At 64.1% G+C, this 20,084-nt stretch carries 15 protein-coding genes and 1 pseudogene; 8 read left to right on the plus strand and 8 right to left on the minus strand.

The features are described 5' to 3' along the window. Positions 1 to 61: 61 nt before the first annotated feature. From HXS65_RS00470 to gatC, 4 genes are all read right to left on the minus strand, one after another. Positions 62 to 613 (minus strand): cupin domain-containing protein, encoded by a 552-nt coding sequence (locus HXS65_RS00470; RefSeq protein ID WP_084209232.1) that lies wholly within the window; start codon positions 611 to 613, stop codon positions 62 to 64. Positions 614 to 739: 126 nt separating this feature from the next. Further along, positions 740 to 2,194, minus strand: a complete 1,455-nt coding sequence (gene gatB / locus HXS65_RS00475) for an Asp-tRNA(Asn)/Glu-tRNA(Gln) amidotransferase subunit GatB (protein ID WP_176492875.1) — start codon at positions 2,192 to 2,194, stop codon at positions 740 to 742. Further along, positions 2,194 to 3,672: an Asp-tRNA(Asn)/Glu-tRNA(Gln) amidotransferase subunit GatA gene (gene gatA, locus HXS65_RS00480; protein WP_077371547.1), complete on the minus strand. Its 1,479-nt coding sequence runs from the start codon at positions 3,670 to 3,672 to the stop codon at positions 2,194 to 2,196. Before gatA ends, gatB begins: the two co-directional genes overlap by 1 nt. A gap of 133 nt (positions 3,673 to 3,805) precedes the next feature. Next, a complete protein-coding gene (gatC, locus tag HXS65_RS00485; protein ID WP_077371550.1) occupies positions 3,806 to 4,093 on the minus strand; it encodes an Asp-tRNA(Asn)/Glu-tRNA(Gln) amidotransferase subunit GatC in 288 nt (95 codons plus the stop codon). A gap of 242 nt (positions 4,094 to 4,335) precedes the next feature. Between gatC and HXS65_RS00490 the strand changes: the two genes are divergently transcribed. The 7 genes from HXS65_RS00490 to tldD all read left to right on the plus strand — a co-directional run bounded on the left by HXS65_RS00490 (position 4,336) and on the right by tldD (position 15,170). Beyond that, complete coding sequence (locus HXS65_RS00490; protein ID WP_043332576.1) at positions 4,336 to 5,373, plus strand: rod shape-determining protein; 1,038 nt, start codon at positions 4,336 to 4,338, stop codon at positions 5,371 to 5,373. A 64-nt stretch (positions 5,374 to 5,437) separates the two neighbouring features. Further along, complete coding sequence (mreC, locus tag HXS65_RS00495; protein ID WP_255304420.1) at positions 5,438 to 6,403, plus strand: rod shape-determining protein MreC; 966 nt, start codon at positions 5,438 to 5,440, stop codon at positions 6,401 to 6,403. Continuing rightward, positions 6,403 to 6,885, plus strand: a complete 483-nt coding sequence (gene mreD / locus HXS65_RS00500; RefSeq protein ID WP_077371553.1) for a rod shape-determining protein MreD — start codon at positions 6,403 to 6,405, stop codon at positions 6,883 to 6,885. Before mreC ends, mreD begins: the two co-directional genes overlap by 1 nt. Positions 6,886 to 6,972: 87 nt before the next feature. Then, positions 6,973 to 7,653, plus strand: a complete 681-nt coding sequence (locus HXS65_RS00505; protein ID WP_176492876.1) for a nucleoside triphosphate pyrophosphatase — start codon at positions 6,973 to 6,975, stop codon at positions 7,651 to 7,653. Between the two features lie 139 nt (positions 7,654 to 7,792). Beyond that, positions 7,793 to 9,256 (plus strand): ribonuclease G, encoded by a 1,464-nt coding sequence (gene rng, locus HXS65_RS00510; protein ID WP_176492877.1) that lies wholly within the window; start codon positions 7,793 to 7,795, stop codon positions 9,254 to 9,256. 341 nt (positions 9,257 to 9,597) lie between these two features. Next, positions 9,598 to 13,713 (plus strand): YhdP family protein, encoded by a 4,116-nt coding sequence (locus HXS65_RS00515; RefSeq protein WP_176492878.1) that lies wholly within the window; start codon positions 9,598 to 9,600, stop codon positions 13,711 to 13,713. Further along, complete coding sequence (tldD, locus tag HXS65_RS00520) at positions 13,710 to 15,170, plus strand: metalloprotease TldD (RefSeq protein WP_176492879.1); 1,461 nt, start codon at positions 13,710 to 13,712, stop codon at positions 15,168 to 15,170. Before HXS65_RS00515 ends, tldD begins: the two co-directional genes overlap by 4 nt. A gap of 88 nt (positions 15,171 to 15,258) precedes the next feature. On the opposite strand, the gene yjgA is transcribed toward tldD, so the two are convergent. Continuing rightward, complete coding sequence (yjgA, locus tag HXS65_RS00525; protein WP_077371567.1) at positions 15,259 to 15,762, minus strand: ribosome biogenesis factor YjgA; 504 nt, start codon at positions 15,760 to 15,762, stop codon at positions 15,259 to 15,261. 76 nt (positions 15,763 to 15,838) lie between these two features. On the opposite strand from yjgA, the gene pmbA reads away from it, so the two are divergent. After that, positions 15,839 to 17,209: a metalloprotease PmbA gene (gene pmbA / locus HXS65_RS00530; protein ID WP_176492880.1), complete on the plus strand. Its 1,371-nt coding sequence runs from the start codon at positions 15,839 to 15,841 to the stop codon at positions 17,207 to 17,209. Positions 17,210 to 17,316: 107 nt separating this feature from the next. On the opposite strand, the pseudogene mgtE reads toward pmbA, so the two are convergent. The 3 genes and pseudogenes from mgtE to rapZ form a co-directional block, all read right to left on the minus strand. Beyond that, positions 17,317 to 18,671, minus strand: a pseudogene (mgtE, locus tag HXS65_RS00535) (magnesium transporter). 164 nt (positions 18,672 to 18,835) lie between these two features. Beyond that, a complete protein-coding gene (locus HXS65_RS00540) occupies positions 18,836 to 19,105 on the minus strand; it encodes an HPr family phosphocarrier protein (RefSeq protein ID WP_077371575.1) in 270 nt (89 codons plus the stop codon). Further along, entirely contained in the window at positions 19,092 to 20,006 is a 915-nt protein-coding gene (rapZ, locus tag HXS65_RS00545; protein ID WP_077371578.1) for an RNase adapter RapZ, read from the minus strand. The genes HXS65_RS00540 and rapZ overlap by 14 nt, the downstream gene beginning before the upstream one ends. Positions 20,007 to 20,084: the final 78 nt, after the last annotated feature.

Here is a 20,084-nt window from a genome sequence, read left to right on the forward strand (position 1 = left end):
GGCCACGCGATCGCGTGGCCTCTTTTCTGTTGTCATCTGCCGCAAGTGTTTGCCGCAAGGTCTAGAACATGCGTGCCGGCGTCGCACAGCTGACCAGACGGCACTCGACTTCGCCGATGTTGCGAAAGCGATGCGGCACATTGGTATCGAAGTAGTAGGCTTCACCGGCTTTCAATACCCGGGTGTCGCTGCCGATGGTGATCTCGATCTCGCCTTCGATGACCACCCCGGCTTCCTCTCCCTGATGGGTGATCATCTCGCGGCCGGTGTCACTGACAGGCGGGTAGGTCTCGATCATGAACGACAGATTGCGATCCTGACGCTTGGCCCCGACCAGTTTGAAGACCACCTCTCCGCTGCCCACGTTCGTCAGCTCCTCTTCGCCATAGAACACCTTGGCGGTGTTCTCGAGTTCCATGGTGAAGAAATCACCGATGCTCATGGGAATGGCGGCGAGAATCTTGGACAGTGAGCTGACCGAGGGGCTGACCTTGCCCTGTTCGATCAGTGACAGGCTCGAATGGGTCACCCCACAGCGCTTGGCCAGCTCGCGTTGCGAGATGCCCCGCAGCGTACGCAGCGCCCGCAGGCGCGCACCGACATCATCTGCCATCAGAACTTCCTTCGCGAAGCGACGATTGACTGGAAATGCCTTGAGTCCTTGAGCGACAACGGCCAGCCTCGGGATGTCCGTGACTGGCCGTTGCATGCAGCGACAGGATGACTCAGAGGCGCAGGATCAGCTGAGGCTGTCCAGCTTTTCCTTGAGCACCTTGTTGACCTGTTGCGGGTTGGCGGTGCCGCGTGAGGCCTTCATCACCTGACCGACGAAGAAGCCGATCATCTTGCCACGCTTGTCCGGTTCGGCTTCCTGATACTGGGTCACCTGAGCCGGATTGTCGGCGATCACCTGGTCGACCACTGCCTCGATGGCACCGGTGTCCGTGACCTGCTTGAGGCCACGTGACTCGATGATCTCGTCGGCGCTCTCGCCTTCGCCATCCCACAGCGCGGCGAACACCTGCTTGGCGGCCTTGCCGTTGATGGTCTCATCGACGATACGCTTGATCAGGCCCCCCAGCTGGGCTGCCGAGACCGGGCTCACGGTGATGTCGAGATTTTCCTTGTTGAGACGCCCGGCCAGTTCGCCCTGCACCCAGTTGGCGGCTTGCTTGGCGTCGCCGCAGACATCCTTCACTTCCTCGAAGAAGTCGGCCATCTCACGGCTGGCGGACAGCACGCTGGCATCATAGGCGGACAGCCCCAGTTCGCCTTCGAAGCGTGCGCGCTTCTCGGCCGACAGCTCCGGCAGAGTCTGGCGCAGGTGTTCGATGTAGGCGTCGTCGACTTCCACCGGCAGCAGGTCCGGGCACGGGAAGTAGCGGTAGTCGTTGGCTTCTTCCTTGGTGCGCATGCTGCGCGTCTCGTCGGCATCCGGATCATACAGGCGGGTTTCCTGCACGACCTTGCCGCCGTCCTCGATCAGCTCGATCTGACGCTCCACCTCGAAGTGAATGGCGCGCTCGATGAAGCGGAAGGAGTTGACGTTCTTGATCTCCGCGCGGGTGCCGAAGGCTTCCTGCCCCTTGGGGCGCACCGAGACGTTGACGTCGCAACGCAGGGAACCTTCGGCCATGTTGCCGTCGGAGATGCCGAGATACGTCACGATGGCGTGGATCGCCTTGACGTAGGCCACCGCTTCCTTGGCGGAGCGCATGTCCGGCTCGGAGACGATTTCCAGCAGCGGTGTGCCGGCACGGTTCAGGTCGATGCCGGTCATGCCCTGGAAGTCTTCGTGCAGTGACTTGCCGGCGTCTTCCTCGAGATGGGCATGGTGGATGCGGATCGACTTGCGCGTGCCATCCTCGAGCAGGATCTCGAGTTCACCCGGCCCGACGATGGGCTGATCCATCTGGCTGGTCTGGTAGCCCTTGGGCAGATCCGGGTAGAAGTAGTTCTTGCGCTCGAACACCGAACGGCCGGCCACGGCGGCATTGACGGCGAGGCCGAAGCGCACGGCCATGGCCACGGCCTGCTCGTTGAGCACCGGCAGGGTGCCCGGCAGGCCGAGATCGACGGCGCTGGCCTGGGTGTTGGGCTCGGCACCGTAGGTGGTGGACGAGCCGGAGAAGATCTTTGACTGGGTGGCGAGCTGAGCGTGAACCTCAAGCCCGATTACGACTTCCCATTGCATCAGGCTTGCTCCTGTCCGAATTCCGGGCGCTGGCGGTGCCAGTCGGTGATTTGCTGGAACTGGTGCGCGACGCCCAGCAGGGTCTGCTCACCGAAGTGCGGGCCGAGAATCTGCAGGCCCACCGGGCGCTTGCCAGCCAGACCGGCCGGCACGCTGATGCCCGGAATGCCCGCCAGGTTGATGGCGATGGTGTAGAGATCCTGCAGGTACATGGACAGCGGGTCCTTGTGCGCGCCGAGATCGAACGCCGGGGTCGGTGCCGCCGGCCCCATCAGCACATCGACCTGGTCGAAGGCATCGAGGAAGTCCTGACGGATCAGGCGACGCACCTTCTGGGCCTTGATGTAGTAGGCATCGAAGAAGCCTTCGGACAGGGTGTGCGTGCCGATCAGGATGCGGCGCTTCACCTCGTCGCCGAAGCCTTCCTCGCGAGTGCGCTTGTAGAGGTCTTCCAGGTCCTGCGGGTCCGCGCAGCGGTGGCCGAAACGCACGCCGTCGTAACGCGACAGGTTGGAGGAGGCCTCGGCCGGTGCGATCACGTAGTAGGTCGGGATGGCCAGGTGGGTATGCGGCAGGGAGATTTCCTGCACGCTGGCACCGGCATCCTCGAAGACCTTGATCGCGGCACGCACGGAGGCTTCGACCTCCGCTGACAGGCCGTCGCCGAAGTATTCCTTCGGCAGGCCGATCTTCAGGCCCTTGAGGTCATAGTCCAGGCCTTCGACGTAGTCCGGCACGCCACGTACCACGCTGGTGGAGTCACGCGGGTCGGCGCCGGCGATCACGTTCATCAGGCGCGCGCAGTCCTCGGCGGAGCGTGCCATCGGGCCACCCTGATCGAGACTGGAGGCGTAGGCGATCATGCCGTAGCGGGAGACGCGGCCGTAGGTCGGCTTGAGGCCGGTGATGCCACAGAAGGCGGCCGGCTGGCGGATGGAGCCACCGGTATCGGTGCCCAGTGCCGCCGGGGCGAGGCCTGCGGCGACGGCAGCGGCGCTGCCGCCGGAGCTGCCACCCGGGACGGCGGACAGGTCCCACGGGTTCTTGACCGGACCATAGTAACTGTTCTCGTTCGAGGAGCCCATCGCGAACTCATCGAGGTTGGTCTTGCCCAGCATCACCACGCCTTCCGCCTTGAGCTTCTCGATCACGGTGGCGTCGTAGGGGGAGATGAAGTTGTCGAGCATCTTCGAGCCGCAGCTGGTGCGCACACCCTCGGTGCAGAAGATGTCCTTGATGGCCATCGGCACGCCGGTCAGCGGCGCGGCATTGCCGGCGGCACGCCTGGCGTCCGCGGCATCGGCCTCGCGCAGCGCCTCTTCACGGCACAGGGTGATGTAGCTGTTGAGCTCGCCGTCGAGGCGTTCGATACGGGCCAGGAAGGCTTCCGTCAGCTCGCGACTGGTGTACTCGCCGGCCTCGAGGCCTTGCGCCAGCTCACTGAGCGTCTTGTCATGTAGTGCAATGGACGATGACATGTTCGATTCCATCTGTGCACACGATGCAAAGGGCATCGCACGCGGAAATTCCGGGGGCGGACGGGGCGTGCCGCGTGGCGTGGTATCAGGTCTGGCGGTCTCTCACCTCACGTGAGGGATCGGCCAGGCGTGATCACTCGACGACGCGCGGTACTAGATACAGCCCCTGTTCTGTGGCCGGAGCCACCTGCTGAAAACGCTCGCGCTGATTTGACTCGGTGACTTCGTCGGCACGCAGGCGTTGCGTGGCTTCCAGCGGGTGCGCCAGGGGAGCGACGCCGTCGGTGTCGACCTGTTGCAGCTGGTCGACCATGGCGAGAATCCGATCAAGATCCGCGACATAGGCTTCGGCATCCTGCGAGGCAAGACCCAGGCGTGCGAGGTGAGCGGCACGCAGCACATCTGAATGTTCAAGGGCCATGGAAGTTTCCCTGTCTTGGCTTCGTGAGGCTTGAGGTAACGGCGAGTGCAGTCTGCTCGGTGACCTGGCGTTGGCCAGCAATGAGGCAACTGCTCGCCCGTTGCGCTGTCACAGTGTGATTCGGCGTGAAATGTACCACATCTGCAGCGCGCTGGCAGGCGTGTCAGCTTGCCGCCATGGGGTGGCAATGGTACCGTTCGCGTCTGCACAGGGTTCCGGTCTGGACTAGGTGATCAACTTCCATGTTTAAACGTTTACGTGGGCTGTTCTCGAGCGATCTGTCGATCGATCTGGGTACCGCCAACACGCTCATTTATGTGCGCGGTCGCGGTATCGTGCTCGACGAGCCCTCCGTCGTTGCCATTCGCCAATCCGGGAATGCCCGCAGCGTCGCGGCTGTCGGTGCCGATGCCAAGCGCATGCTGGGGCGTACCCCCGGCAATATCACGGCCATCCGCCCGATGAAGGACGGCGTCATCGCCGACTTCACCGTCACCGAACAGATGCTCCAGCATTTCATCCGCAAGGTGCATCAGAGCACCTTCCTGACGCCCAGTCCTCGCGTTCTGGTGTGCGTGCCGTGCATGTCGACCCAGGTCGAACGCCGCGCCATCAAGGAATCGGCCGAAGGGGCCGGTGCGCGTGAGGTCTACCTGATCGAGGAGCCCATGGCGGCCGCGATCGGTGCTGGTCTTCCCGTCGAGGAAGCCATGGGCTCCATGGTGGTCGACATCGGTGGTGGTACTACCGAGATCGCCATCATCTCGCTCAACGGCGTGGTCTACTCCGAGTCGGTACGCATCGGCGGCGACCGCTTCGACGAAGCCATCACCTCCTACGTGCGTCGCCATTATGGCAGCCTGATCGGTGAAGCGACGGCCGAGCGCATCAAGGAAGAGATCGGTTGTGCCTACCCGGGCGGCGAGCTGCGCGAGATCGACGTGCGCGGTCGCAATCTGGCCGAAGGCATTCCACGCTCCTTCACGCTCAACTCCCACGAGATTCTCGATGCGCTGCAGGAGCCGCTGGCGGCCATCGTCTCGGTGGTCAAGAGCGCGCTCGAGCAGTCTCCACCGGAGCTGGCATCCGACATCGCCGAGCGCGGTCTGGTGCTGACCGGCGGTGGTGCGCTGCTGCGTGACATCGACAAGTTGATCGCGGAAGAGACGGGCCTGCCGGTGATCATCGCCGAAGACCCGCTGACCTGCGTGGCGCGTGGCGGTGGCAAGGCGCTGGAAATGATCGATCAGCACACCTTCGAGCTGCTGTCGAGCGATTGACCTCGTCCGGGGCCGGGCATGCTGTGTGCTGTACGGCTGGTCCCGGCCTGTCGGAGGAAGTGCTATCAAACCCCTGTTCACGCGTGGCCCCGTGCCCGGCTATCGCATGCTGTTGTGTGCGGTGCTGTCCTTCGCGCTGATGTTTGCCGAAGATCGCTTCAGCTGGATGGTCGACGTGCGTGCCAGCATGGCGACACTGGTTTCCCCTGTGCAATGGGTGGTCAGTCTGCCTACAGAGGGCCTCAGCTGGGGCGCACTGGTGTTTGCCGACCAGCAGAAGCTCGCCGATGAAAACCGGGCACTGCGTGAGCAGCTGCTCAATCTGTCCAGCCGTGTGCAACGCATGGCGAGCCTGTCTGCCGAGAATTCCCGTCTGCGCGAATTGCTCAATGCCGGTCAGCGCAGTGATATCCCCTACATCACGTCCCAGTTGCTGACGCTTGATGCTGATCCGTTCTCCCATCGCATGGTGGTGGATCGCGGTGAGCAGGACGGCGTGCGCATCGGCCTGCCGGTTCTGGATGCCTACGGGCTGGTCGGTCAGGTCATCTCCACGTCGGCCTACAACAGTCGTGTGCTGATGATCAGTGATGCCAGTCATGCCGTGCCGGTGGAGGTCAATCGCAATGGCCTGCGCTTCATTGCCCAGGGCAGCGGCAAGATCGATCAGGTGGATGTGCTGCACGTGCCGGATACCGCGGATATCCGTGTCGGGGACCTGCTGGTGACCTCCGGGCTCGCGCTGCGCTTTCCGCGCGGCCTGCCGGTGGCACGTGTCACCGAGGTCTATCATGACCCCGGCAAGCCCTTCGCTCGCGTCAGTGCCGAACCCATTGCCCAGCTTGAGCGTTCGCGCAACTTCCTGATCCAGATGCCACCCGCCGTCGACGTGGAGAGCCTCTACGTAGATGACAGTCTTGACGAGCTGCCCAAGGACAACCTCGCCGCGCCCGCTTCGGACGCGGGTGACGAGGACGCGGCGGATGCCGAGGCGCAGCAGAGCGCCAATGCGCCAGGGGAGAACAACTGATGGCCTTTCGTCCCCAGACCACCTTGCTGTGCTGGTTCTCGTTGCTGCTGGCCCTGTGTCTTCAGGTCATGCCCTTGCCGGATGTGTGGTTGATCTGGCGTCCACAGTGGCTCGGTCTGATGCTGGTCTACTGGTGCATCGTCTCGCCGCAGAGTGTCGGTGTCTTCCATGGCTTCCTGTTCGGCCTGGCGCTGGATGTCCTGCAGGGGGCACCGCTGGGGCACAATGCGCTGGTGCTCTCGCTGACCGCCTTCATGGGCGTGTTGCTCTACCAGCGCATCCGCGCCTACTCACTGCTGCAGCAGGCCTTGCTGGTGATCGTGGTGCTGGGCATCGCGCAGCTGGTGGACCAGTGGTTGCGCAGCATCTTCGGTGCCGGGCCAGTGAGTCTGTCCTTCCTGCTGTCGGCGGTGATCGGGGGTGCACTGTGGCCCTGGCTCTACACCCTGCTGCAGATGCTGCGTCGTCGACTGACGGCGTGAGCCTGCGGCATGTCGTACGCATGAGAGCCGCCCCTTCGGGCGGCTTTCTGCTGTCTCATGATCAAGAAACCCGCCCAGGAGGGAGACATGTCAGCGTCGTCGTCCATTGTCGCAACCCCCGCAGCGCCCGAGATTCCCGGACGTTCGCCACGTCTTGTCCTGGCGTCCGGCTCGCCGCGTCGGCGTGAGCTGCTGGCCAGTATCGGTGTCAAGTGTGAGGTGGCCCCGGTCGACATCGATGAAACACCTCGTCCCGATGAGTCGCCGGAGCACTACGTCATGCGCATGGCGCGTGAGAAGGCACAGGCCGGATTCAGGCGATTGGACAAGGGGGAGGCTGAGGCGGTGGTGCTCGGAGCCGATACCGCCCTGGCGCTGGATGGCCGGATTCTGGGCAAGCCTCGCGATGAAGCGGATGCCCGCGAGATGCTGATGGCGCTTTCCGGTCGTCGTCATCAGGTCCTGAGCGCGGTGACGCTCTGCCATCGTCAGCAGGCGTCCGCCTCGAACGAGCCGTCACCATCCCTGTGCTGCGAGAGCGAGCTGGTCGAGAGCCGCGTGACATTTCGCGCCATCCATCGTGAGGAGGCCGCGCGGTACTGGGCCACGGGAGAACCCGCGGACAAGGCCGGCGGCTACGCGATCCAGGGGCTGGGCGCCATCTTCGTCAGCCATCTTGAAGGCAGTTACAGCGCGGTGGTCGGGCTGCCATTGCACGAGACGTCCCGCTTGCTCATGGCCAGGGGCATTGCCTGCTGGCAGTCGTGACGGTGGGTGGGCGGGCAGGGGGCCGCCGAGGGGATTGTGGAAAATCAGCCGCCGGTGACATCGTTAGTCGATAGACCACAGCCGGGGGCTGCCTTGCTATGTCATAATCGCAAGCAACGACTTTACAAGGACTTGCGCTATGAGTGGCGAGGTATTGATCAACCTGACACCGATGGAGACCCGCGTTGCGGTCGTCGAGAACGGTGTTCTGCAGGAAGCGTTCATCGAACGCAGCGGTCGGCGCGGTATCGTCGGCAATATCTATCGCGGCAAGGTGGTGCGCGTGTTGCCCGGCATGCAGGCGGCATTCGTGGACATCGGTCTTGAACGTGCCGCTTTCATCCATGCGCAGGAGGTGATGCCCGCGCATACCCCGCATGATGAGCAGCTGTCGATCCGCGAGCTGCTCAGCGAAGGTCAGCCGCTGGTGGTGCAGGTCACCAAGGACCCCATCGGCACCAAGGGAGCCCGACTGACGACGCATCTGTCGGTGCCCTCGCGCTACCTGGTCTACATGCCGGACTCGCCGCACACCGGGGTCTCCCAGCGTATCGAGAGTGATGTCGAGCGTGATCGTCTCAAGGAGATGACCGAGCGCTGCCTGACCGAGCTTGACCCGGACGCTCCGGGGGGCTTCATCCTGCGCACGGCCGCCGAGGGCATCAGCGAGGCGGAGCTCAAGCAGGACATGCATTTCCTGCTGCGGCTGTGGCGCAAGGTCAGCGAGCGGCGTCTGACTGCCGCCGTGCCCAGCGTGATCTATGACGATCTGCCACTGTTCATGCGTACCCTGCGTGACGTGATGCGAGACGAGATCGAGCGTGTGCGCATCGATTCCCGCGAGAACTATCTGCGCTTGAAGGAGTTCTCCAGCGAATTCATGCCGGACATGGAAGGGCGCATCGAATATTACCCCGGCGAGCGGCCGATCTTCGATCTGTTCAGCGTCGAGGATGAGCTTCACAAGGCGATGGGGCGCAAGGTCCAGCTCAAGAGCGGCGGCTATCTGGTGATCGACCAGACCGAGGCGATGACCACCATCGACGTCAATACCGGTGGCTTCGTCGGGCATCGCAATCTTGAAGAGACCATCTTCAAGACCAATCTCGAGGCGGCCACGGCGATAGCCCGCCAGCTGCGTCTGCGCAATCTGGGTGGCATCATCATCATCGACTTCATCGACATGGAAGAGGCCGAGCATCAGCGTCAGGTGCTCAGAGTGCTCGAGAAGTCGCTGGAGCGGGACCACGCCAAGAACAAGATGACCGGCGTGACCGAACTGGGGCTGGTGCAGCTGACCCGCAAGCGTACCCGCGAGAGTCTGGAGCAGGTGCTGTGCGAAGCCTGTCCGACCTGCCAGGGGCGCGGCACCCTCAAGACGCCGGAGACGGTCTGCTACGAGATCTTCCGTGAGATCATGCGCGAAGAGCGTGCCTACAGTCCGGATACCTACATGGTGCTGGCCTCCCAGAACGTGGTGGACCGTCTGCTGGATGAAGAGTCGGCCTCGGTGGCGGACCTCGAGAGTTTCATCGGCAAGACCATCCGTTTCCAGGTCGAGGCGCATTATACTCAGGAGCAATATGACATCGTTCTCATGTAAGGTGCCCGCCATCTGTGTTCCCGCCGATGGAGTCTCGCCATCGGTGCATTGATACACTCGTTCCCCCTGCTGACACAGCAGGGCGATGCATGGCCCTCGAGGTCGGGTGCCTCCCTCCTGCGTAGGCGTGAGGTAGCGTGTCATCATGTTTGCTCGGAGATCCGCGTGTGACCTCTTCCTCGGATGAGCCGCAAGTGCCACCCGCTGAGTCAGACAAGCTGAGAGCGGCGGATGGACCGACGGAGTCGGCCGCCACGGCCGGTGATGCTCCGTCATCTCATCAAGCCTCGTCTCCCGTCCCTTCGCCTTCACGGCGGCGGCGCTGGGGGCGAAGGCTCTTGATGGCGCTGGCGGCGCTGCTGGCGGTGCTGGCGATCGTGATCGGTGGCCTGCGCTGGTGGCTGACGACGCTGGAATCTCGCCGTGACGCGATCAGCGACTTCATCGCCACCCAGACCCACTCCAATGTCGGGATGTCATCGCTTGACGGGCGAATGGACTATCTCGACCCGGCCATCAAGCTCTCCGGCCTGAACCTCTTTCGGCCCGACGAGATGGAGGCGGCCCCGCTGTTGAGCGTGGAGCGTCTCGAGTCGCGGCTTGATGTGCTGTCCTCCCTGCGCCATCTGGCGCCCGTGTTTGACCGTGCGACCGCCACTGGCGTCATCGTTCACCTCTATCAGCATGACGATGGCAGCTGGGGCTGGCCGGGGCCGCCGCGCCCGCCTGAAGCCCTCGAGCCCAAGGGGCAGATGAGCCTGGAACAGCTCGAGCAGGGCCTGGCACTGCTGGCGCGCCAGCGCGTGAGGCTCGAGGATGTACGTCTCGTGCTGCATGGACGCAACGATACGCTCAATCTGAACGCGGCCGAGTTGTTGCTGGCCGGTGATGGTGAACGTGCTCATCTGGAGGGGCAGCTGCGCGTAGGGGAGTCGCCCCAGGCCGGCGTGAGTGCCGTGCTGGAGGTGCTGCCCGGCGACGCGGGGCTCGCCGATTATTCCGCGCAGCTGCAGGTGGAGCTGGATGCCGGTGCACTGGCCAGTGTCGGGCGCCTGATCGGTGAGCGCGACAGCCTGATGCTGCGTGACGCTGATGGCAACGCCACGCTGTGGGCGCGCTGGCGAGAGGCACGGCTGGAAGACGCTCGCCTGCGTCTCGATCTCAATCGTCTGACGCTGGATCACGATGGCGCCATGCTGGCCCTCAAGGACATCCATGCGCGGGGGCAGTGGCTGCGGGATCTGTCGGGCGGGGATCGCTGGCAGGCGTGGCTCAATCAGCTCTCGGTGGGAGCCTCGCAGCTCGATGACGCCGTCGTGAGTGACGGTGAGGCACAGGCGGCCCAGCGCTCAGATGCTCCATCGGATTCGGATTCCGCTTCACAGGAGCCGCCTGCTCGATTGCAGGCCGCGCTTGCCAGCCTCCCTGAGCGTATCTCCCTGTCGGGGGATCTCGCCGATGGCAGTGTCTCGCTTGTGACCGGCCGCTTCGATCTGGCGCGGGTGGCGCGCTGGCGCAACGTGCTGGAGCTGGGCGAGCTGGGCGAGATACTTGAGTCACTCGATCCGCGTGGCACCGCCACCGGACTGTCCCTGTCACTGGCCAATATCGGCCTTGAAGCCCCGCTGAGCATGACGCTGGCGCTTGGCCTGACGGATACCGAGGTGGAACCCTGGGAGGGCGCTCCGGGGCTCGGGCCGCTGGCGGCGTGGGTCACGGCGCGGAGTCGTGATGAAGGGGGCATGCAGGGCAGTGTCACCTTCCAGGGAGCCCCCGGCATGCGATTCCATTTCCCGGAAGTCTTCGGTGACAGCTGGTCACTGGAGTCCGCGCAGGGGGTGGTGGACTGGCAGGTGGATGATGCCGGCAGCCAGATCAGCGGGCGTGATCTGGATATCTCGCGTCATGGCGCCAGGGTGACGGGACGCTTCGGGTTGCAGATTCCCACGGATGATGCGGACCGCTTCCAGCTGGATCTGGACATGCAGGATGTGGATGCTCGCAGCATCCCGCTGGCGGACTGGTTGCCGCTCAAGGTACTGGACCCCTCCCTGCGTGAATGGCTGACGCGTGATGTGGCAGGTGTCGTGCCAGAGGGTTCTCTGCATCTGGAGCAGGTCTGGGATAAGGACAATGGCGAGAATGGCTACGGCCCCGGGGACGCGATGGATCTCGAGCTTGCCATCGAGAACGGGCGGCTCGGCTATGTCGAGGGCTGGCCCGCGCTTGACGGCGTGAAGGGCAATCTCGAGCTGCATGACAATGATCTCACGGCCAGCGTCGAGTCGGCGTACTCACGGCCGGTCGCGCTGGGTCGCGCGCAGCGTCTGTCGGTGGATCAGGCCAAAGTCGACATGCACGATGACACCCTGGATATCCAGGGGGATGTCACGGGCAGTGTCGAGGCGCTGTTCGATCTGCTCTCGCATGCACCGCTCGAGGACACCGCGGAGCTTTTGGCCGAGTGGCAGGGCAAGGGCTCCGTGGCGGCGGCCATGAAGATTCGCGTACCGCTTGAAGATGCCGAGCAGGCGCGGGTGGAGGTGACGGGTAAGGTCGGTGAGAAGCAGGCGGCAAGCCTGGCCTTCCCCGGGCCGGGCATCGAGATCGCCGGCATTCGCGGCCCGCTGGCATTCGTGCATGACCCCACGCGTCCTGAAGGACAGCGCGAGCAATTGACCGGCGACCTGTCAGGGCAGCTGTTCGGTGGCGCGGTCAAGGCGGCACTCACTATCGGTCAGGCGGATTCGGCCAGCAAGGGGGCGGTGACCTTCAGTGGCCAGGCGCCGCTGGCACCGGTGCTGAGCTGGCTGGGGGCTCCCGAGACGCTGCTCGGTGATGCGGCGCAGGATAGCCGTGCCGCACTGAATCAGGGAGATAGCCCGCGTGCGCTGGGCGGCACGTTCGATTATCAGGCGCGTCTGATGCTGCCCGAGGAGGGAGCCAGCCTGCAGCTGTCGAGTGATCTCAAGGGCGCGGCCATCAATCTGCCGGCCCCCTTCGGCAAGGCGCGTGATGAAACCGCGGCATTGTCGGTGGAGGTCGGGCTCGCCGAGGGCGGTGGCGATGTCGTGCTCGCCAATCGTGCCCGCGCTCGCTGGCAAGGCGGCAATACGCGTGATGATGGCAGCAAGGTGCCGATGACCGGCCAGCTGTGGCTGGAACGTTGGCCGAGCGACCCGCAATGGCCGTCCCGTACGGGGTGGGATATCGCCTGGCGGACGCCGACGCTGGCACCTGAGCTCTGGTCATCATGGGGCGGGGCGCTATCCGGCGCGAGTGGCGATGATGGAGCCAGTGGCAGCGGTGGCGATGCACTCAGCGAGCTGTCGCGGCTGCGCGTTGCCACCGATTGTCTGATGATCCAGGATCGGTGTACCGGCCCGATGACGCTTGAGGCAGCGCCTCGTCAGAGCTCTCAACAGCAAGCGCTGGGACTGGCGGCCACTCTGGAGGGCAGGCTCGCCAGTGGGGAGCTCGTCTGGCAGTCCGGGGCCGCGCGGCCGTTGATTCTGGATCTCGATCATCTTGATCTCGACGCGCTGTGGCCGCCACAGACCCGGGAAACCCCCGAGCCTGCGCCAAGCAACTTCACCGAGGCCGTGGCCACCGGGGTCGAGCCGACTCCCTACCCAGCGGCGCTGGCCGAGCTGCCGGCAGGCAGCCTGCGCCTGGCACGTCTCATCTGGCGCGAGCAGCAGCTGGGGCCCATCAGTGCAGAGTGGCAGTCGGATCAACAGCGGCTGGTGGTGTCCCCCCTCGCCATTACCGTGGGCGACATGACGGCCCAGGGCAACATCACCTGGGAGGATGCCGGTGCCAACAGTCTGACGCGCGCTCGTCTTTCCGCGGATGGCAGCGATCTGGGCGGGCTGCTGGAGCGGTTGTCCCAGCCACGCGGCATCGAGGCCGAGCGCGCACGCGCCGAGGCCAAGCTGGCCTGGCCGGGGGCGCCGCAGGACTTTGCGCTGTCGCGCTCCAACGGGCGGCTCGAGGTCAAGCTGGACGACGGACGTTTCCTGAATCTCGGCTCGGCGTCCGCGCGGCTATTGGGATTGGTCAACGTCGACAATCTGCTGCGTCGTCTGTCGCTGGATTTCTCGGATGTGACCGACAAGGGCACGGCCTTCGACAAGGTGCGGGGCGCCGCGACTCTCTTTGCGGGGCGTCTGGAAAGCGATGGCCCCTTGCGTATCGAGGCGCCGTCCACCACCGTGACGCTCAACGGGCAGGTTGACCTGCTTCGCGGTACCCTTGATCAACACATGGCCATCACGGTGCCGGTCAGTCAGAACCTGCCGTTGGCCGCCGTGCTGGCAGGCGCCCCCGCCGTGGGCGGTGCGCTGTTCGTGGCCGACAAGATCTTCGGTCGCTTCATCGACAAGGTGACGCAAATTCACTATCGGGTATCAGGCCCCTGGGGCGACCCGAACATTACTCTGGAAAGTGCCGAATGACGCAAAATGCGAGTTCCGGTCGCGTGCTCGACGATGCCGCGGCCCTGTTGCTGACCCCGGGCGGACTCAGCCTGGATGATCTGGATGCCGGCCTGGCACATGCCATGGGTCCGGGTACCGACTATGCCGACCTCTACTTCCAGCGTATCTGGCAGGAGAGCTGGGTGCTGGAAGATGGTGTCGTCAAGGACGCCAGCTACAACATCGATGGTGGCGTCGGCGTGCGCTCACTGGCGGGAGAGAAGACAGGCTTCGCCTATTCCAATCAGATCGATGCCGCCGCGCTTGCCGACACCGGTCGCACTGCCGCCGGCATCTCACGCAGTGGCAGCAATGGCACGGTCGTCCGTTCGATCATCACCGAGGCACCGTCCTTCTATTCCGGCATCGACCCGCTCAATGGCCTGAGTGCCGAGGACAAGGTCGCGTTGCTCAAGGAAGCGGACCGCATCGCCCGCGGCCTTGACCCTTCCATCAGTCAGGTCTCGGCCTCGCTGTCGGCGCTTTACGAGGTGGTGATGGTGCGTGCCAGTGATGGCACCCTGGCCGCGGACCTGCGTCCGCTGGTGCGCTTCAACATCAGCGTGATCGCGGTGCGCAATGGCCGTCGTGAGCGTGGCAGTGCCGGTGGCGGCGGACGCTTCCCGCTGACCCGTCTGCGTGACGACAACGTCGCCGAGCGCTACGCGCGGGAAGCCGTGCGTCAGGCACTGGTCAATCTCGAGGCCGTCGATGCGCCCGCCGGGCAGATGCCGGTGGTGCTGGGCAATGGCTGGCCGGGCGTGCTGCTGCACGAAGCGGTCGGGCATGGTCTGGAAGGGGATTTCAACCGCAAGGGCAGCTCCGCCTTCGCGGGGCGCATGGGCGAACAGGTCGCGGCGCGCGGCGTCACCGTGGTCGACGATGCGACGCTGGCGGACCGCCGTGGCTCGCTGTCAGTGGACGATGAAGGCACGCCGGGTCAGTACACGCCGCTGATCGAGGATGGCATCCTCACCGGTTACATGCAGGACAAGCTGAATGCCCGCCTGATGGGCATGGCGCCGACGGGCAATGCGCGTCGCGAGTCCTTTGCGCACCTGCCGATGCCCCGCATGACCAACACCTACATGCTGGGTGGCGATCGTGACCCGCAGGAGATCATCAAGAGCGTCAAGCGCGGCCTCTATGCGGTCAGCTTCGGCGGTGGCCAGGTGGACATCACCTCCGGGCGCTTCGTGTTCTCCGCAAGCGAAGCCTATCTGATCGAGGACGGCAAGGTGACCACACCGGTCAAGGGCGCGACCCTGATCGGCAACGGCCCGGAAGCCATGGGTCGCGTCTCGATGATCGGCAATGATCTCGAGCTGGATACCGGGGTCGGGGTCTGTGGCAAGGACGGTCAGTCGGTGCCGGTCGGAGTCGGCCAGCCGACGCTGAAGCTCGATGAGCTGACGGTCGGTGGCACCCAGTCATGAACCGGTGCGCTTGATCAGCAGAGAAGCGATATGACGACGCCGCCGTGGCAGGGCCGCGGCGGCGTCGATGAAGCGTGAGGTGTCAGAATTACAGATCGAGCTCGGCACGCAGCAGCCTGAAGAGCTTCTTGGCGCTGTTGGGCTGCTTGCCGGCATCACGCTCGGCGCGTGAATTGCGGATCAGCTGACGCAGTGCCTGGCGGTCCACCTCCGGGTAGTCCTCGACGAAGATCACGAAGGCTTCGTCGTCCTCGATCAGGCGATCGCGCCAGCGCTCCAGGCGCTGGAAGGAGGCATCCCGACGGATGCTCTGCTGCTCCATGCTCTGGAAGACGGCGTTGATGGCCTCGAGGTCTTCCTTGCGCATCAGCTTGCCGACGTACTGCATGTGACGGCGCAGGCCTTCATGACTGCGAATGCGTCCGCACTCATCGATGGCGGCCAGCATGTCATCGGAGAGCGGGAACTTGGCGCGCTGACCGGCCGGCATGTCGATGATCTTCTTGCCGAGGGCCTGAAGCTCGATCATTTCACGCTTCATCTGGGATTTGCTGGGACGCTCGACGAGCTCCTCAGGTCTTTCTTTACGCATGCCAATTCCAACGAGTCGGGGAAATTTGCGGCAGTATAGCACTGCCAGCGCCCCGTCTCCTCAGAAGGAGAACAACATGAGCCAGGCCTTTGATGCCGTTGCTCAGCAACAACTGCTGGAGCGCCGCGTCAGCGAAGCGCTCGAGCTGGCCCGCAGTCTGGGAGCCGATGCCTGTGAGGTGGGCGCCAGCGTCGATCAGGGCGTCAGCATCTCGGTGCGTGACGGAGAAGTCGAAACCGTCGAGCTGTCGCGTGACCAGGGGATCGGCGTGACCGTGTATCTGGGCAATCGCAAGGGCAGCGCGACCTCTTCCGACGCCGGTAGCGACTCGATTCGTGCCGCGGTCGAGAAAGCGGTCTCCATCGCTCATTACACCGGCGAGGACAGCTTTGCCGGATTGGCGCCGGCCGAACTGATGGCCACCGATTTCCCGGACCTTCAGGCGCATCACCCCTGGGCGATCAGCGTCGATGACGCGACGGATCTGGCGCTGGCGTGTGAGCGTGCCGGACTGGAAGTGGAAGGCATCGCGCAATCCGAAGGTGCCAGCTTCTCCAGTGGGGAAGGTGTGCAGGTCTACGGCAACAGCCACGGTTTCCTGGCCAGTCAGTGCGGCAGCCGACACTCGATGTCCTGCATGTTGATCGCCAGGGATGAACAGGGCATGCAGCGTGACTATGACTACACCAGCGTGCGCAACCCGGCCGACCTGCGCTCCCCGGAGGATGTGGGGCGTGAGGCTGCGCGCCGCACGCTGGCACGCCTCAACGCGCGCAAGGTGGCGACGGGGCGCATGCCGGTCATGTTCGACCCGCAGATGTCGGCAGGCCTGGTAGGGCACTATCTGTCCGCCATCGCGGGTGGCTCGCTGTATCGTGAGTCCAGCTTCCTGTGCGACAGCCTGGGTCAGCCGCTGTTCCCTGACTGGTTCACCCTCGGCGAGAAGCCGCGTGAGGTGGGTGGCATGTCGAGTGCCGCCTTCGACAACGACGGTGTCGCCACGCGTGACAATGTCTACTTTGCCGACGGCAAGGTGCAGAGTTACATGCTGAGCGCCTACAGTGCTCGTCGTCTGGGCATGCAGACCACCGGCAACGCGGGCGGTGCGCGCAACGTGCGCATCACCGCGCCGCTGACCTCACGTGACGAGATGCTCAAGCAGATGGGCACCGGCGTGCTGGTGACCGAGCTGATGGGGCAGGGCGTCAACGGCGTGACCGGTGACTACTCACGTGGCGCTTCGGGCTTCTGGGTCGAGAATGGCGAGATCCAGCACGCGGTCGAGGAGTTCACGATCGCCGGCAATCTGCGTGACATGGCCGCCAATCTGCTGGCGGTCGGTGATGATGTCGATACCCGGGGCAGCATCCACTCTGGCAGCTGGCTGATCGATGGCATGACCGTTGCCGGCATGTCCGAAGGTGAAGACGATGAGGTGGAAGGCTGATCGCTGACGCTTCTGTCTCTGCGCGAGAGTCCAGAAAACAACACGGCCGCTCCCTTGGGAGCGGCCGTGTTGTTTTCTGGAGCAGTCACTGGAATCCATCGGGCGTATTACAGATAGAGCCAGGTCGCCAGGCCCAGGAAGGCCATGAAGCCGATCACGTCGGTCACGGTGGTCAGGATCACGCTGCCGGAGAGGGCCGGGTCGATATTGAGCTTCTTGAGCAGTATCGGCAGCAATGTCCCGGTCACGGCCGCGATCAACAGATTGATCATGATGGCGGCACCGATGATGGCCCCCAGCTGGACATCACCGAACCAGACGATGGCGATCCCGGCGACCACCACCGCCCACAGCAGGCCATTGAGCCCCGCGACGATGATTTCGCGCTTGAGAAGCCAGCGCACGTTGCCACTCTTGACGTGTCCCAGTGCGATGCCGCGAATCAGTACCGTCAGTGCCTGTGAGCCGGCAATGCCGCCCATGCTGGCGACGATGGGCATCAGTACCGCCAGCGCGGTGATCTTCTGGATGGTGCCCTCGAACATCCCGATCACGGCGGACGCCATGAAGGCGGTCAGCAGGTTGATGCCAAGCCAGATGGCGCGACGCCAGGAGGTGCGCATCACCGGGGAGAAGGTATCTTCATCCTCGTCCATCCCCGCCATCGACATGACCTGGTGCTCGGCATCGCCGCGGATGACGTCGACCACGTCATCGATGGTGATGCGCCCGAGCAGATTGCCATCACCGCCGACGACAGGCGCCGAGATCAGGTCATGCTTCTCGAACAGCGAGGCGACCTCGCTCTCCGGCATCAATGCCGGAATCACCACGCTGTCGGTATCCATCACCTCGCGCACCGTGACACCGGGGTCAGAGACCAGCAGGCGGTTGATGGGCAGGGCGCCGATGAATTCATCGCGGCGCGAGACGACCAGCAGGGTGTCGGTGGAATCGGGAAGTCGCTCGTGACGGCGGATGTAACGCAACACGACATCCAGGGTGATGTCCGGACGGATGGTGATGGTGTCCGTGTTCATCAAGCCGCCGGCAGTGTCCTCGGGATAGGACAGCACCGTCTCGACCCGCTGGCGTTCCTGCGCCTCCATGGAGTCGAGGACTTCGAGAATCACGGCATTCGGAAGCCGCTGGAGGATGTCGGCGACATCATCCGGTTCCAGATTCTCGGTGGCGGCCAGGACGTCCTCGGCATCCATGTCCTTGAGGAAGTCGCTCTGGATATCCTCGCCAAGGTATTGGAGCACATCGCCCTGAAGTTCGGCGTCGACCAGCTCCCAGAGCAGGTTGCGCTCCTTGGGGGGGAGGATTCTAGCAAGTGGGCCACGTCCACCGGTGCCAGGCCGCGATTCAGCATGCGCCTTGCCTGATCCAGCTCGCCACTTTCCAGTGCCTGTGACAGGCGATCAAGTCTTGGCTTGAGTTTGCGTGACGTCTTGCTCATCTGTCGGCTTCCCCTGTCGACATGAAGGACAGCGTTGATTCTACCATTGGCGCAGGGGGGCGCGTCGACAAAAGAAAACACTGTTTCTTATCGATAGGGCAATCAGCGCGGAAAAAGTGGCAGAAAGCCGGCGGGCGGGGGATGTCAGACGGCGTGCGGCGGCGTCATTCTTCCTCTTCGAAGCGCGCCTCGAACAGGGACTCGATCGCAGACAGGGCCTCATCTGCCTGTTCGCCCTCGACATCGATGATCAGCGCCGTGCCACACGGGGCTGCCAGCATCAGCAGCGCCATGACGTTGGCCGCGTTGGCGCGTCGCTCACCGTGACTGACCATGACCGTGGCCTCGAAGGGCGCACAGCAGTTGACCAGCTTGGTGGCAGCGCGAGCATGCAGCCCGCGCTTGTTGGTCAGAACCAGTTCACGACTGGGCATCGTGTGACTCCTGACGGGTATCGCTGATCGCCAGGGCCGTATGTATCCCCAGTTCCCGGTGGCGTAGACGCACTTCCGGAAGCTGCTTGGCGAAATGTTCGGCCAGCTGCTCGCAGAGATAGACGCTGCGATGCTGGCCACCGGTACAGCCCACCGAAACGGTCAGGTAGCTGCGATTGCTGGCCTGATAGGCGGGCAGCCAGCGTTCCAGCCAGCCGGCGATGTCATCCTGCATTGCCTTGACGTCCGGGTAGCGCTGCAGGAATTCCGCCACGCTGTCATCACGACCGGTATCGCTGCGCAGATTGATGTCCCAGTAGGGGTTGGGCAGGCAGCGGGCATCGAACACCATGTCGGCATCGGTCGGCACGCCATGCTTGAAGCCGAAGGACTCGAAGGTGAGTGTCAGATGACGAGAGCTGTGCTGCGCGACCTGTTCGGTGATGCGCGAGCGCAGGTCATGCACGCTGAGGTTGGTCGAGTCGATGACCAGATCCGCCTTCTGACGAATCGGGGCCAGTGTCTGCTGCTCGATCTCGATGGCCTCGGCCAGCGTGCGGTCATTGTCACGGGTCAGAGGATGACGGCGGCGGGTCGCGGAATAGCGTTCGAGCAGGACACGGGAGTCCGTGGTCAGGTAGACGACCTGCACATCCATGCCGCTCTGACGAACGCTGTCGAGCAGTTCGGGGAAGCGACTCAGGGCATCGGGGAGGTTGCGCGCGTCAATGGAGACCGCGATGCGCCGGCGGGTGGGGCTGTCCTTTTCCAGCTGCTCGACCAATGGTGCCAGCAGCATGCCGGGCAAATTGTCGATGGCATAGTAGCCAATGTCTTCCAGCGCCTGGAGGGCAATCGATTTGCCGGAACCGGAGCGACCACTGATGATCACGATCTTCATGGAGTGCTCTCCCAGGGCGAGGTCAGCATGAGGTGAAAGCGGAGGGTGCCTGAGGCCAGTCAGCGACAAGCCCGGAGC

The sequence above is a fragment of the Cobetia sp. 5-25-4-2 genome (genome assembly GCF_013374075.1).
In the GTDB taxonomy this organism is placed as follows: domain Bacteria; phylum Pseudomonadota; class Gammaproteobacteria; order Pseudomonadales; family Halomonadaceae; genus Cobetia; species Cobetia marina.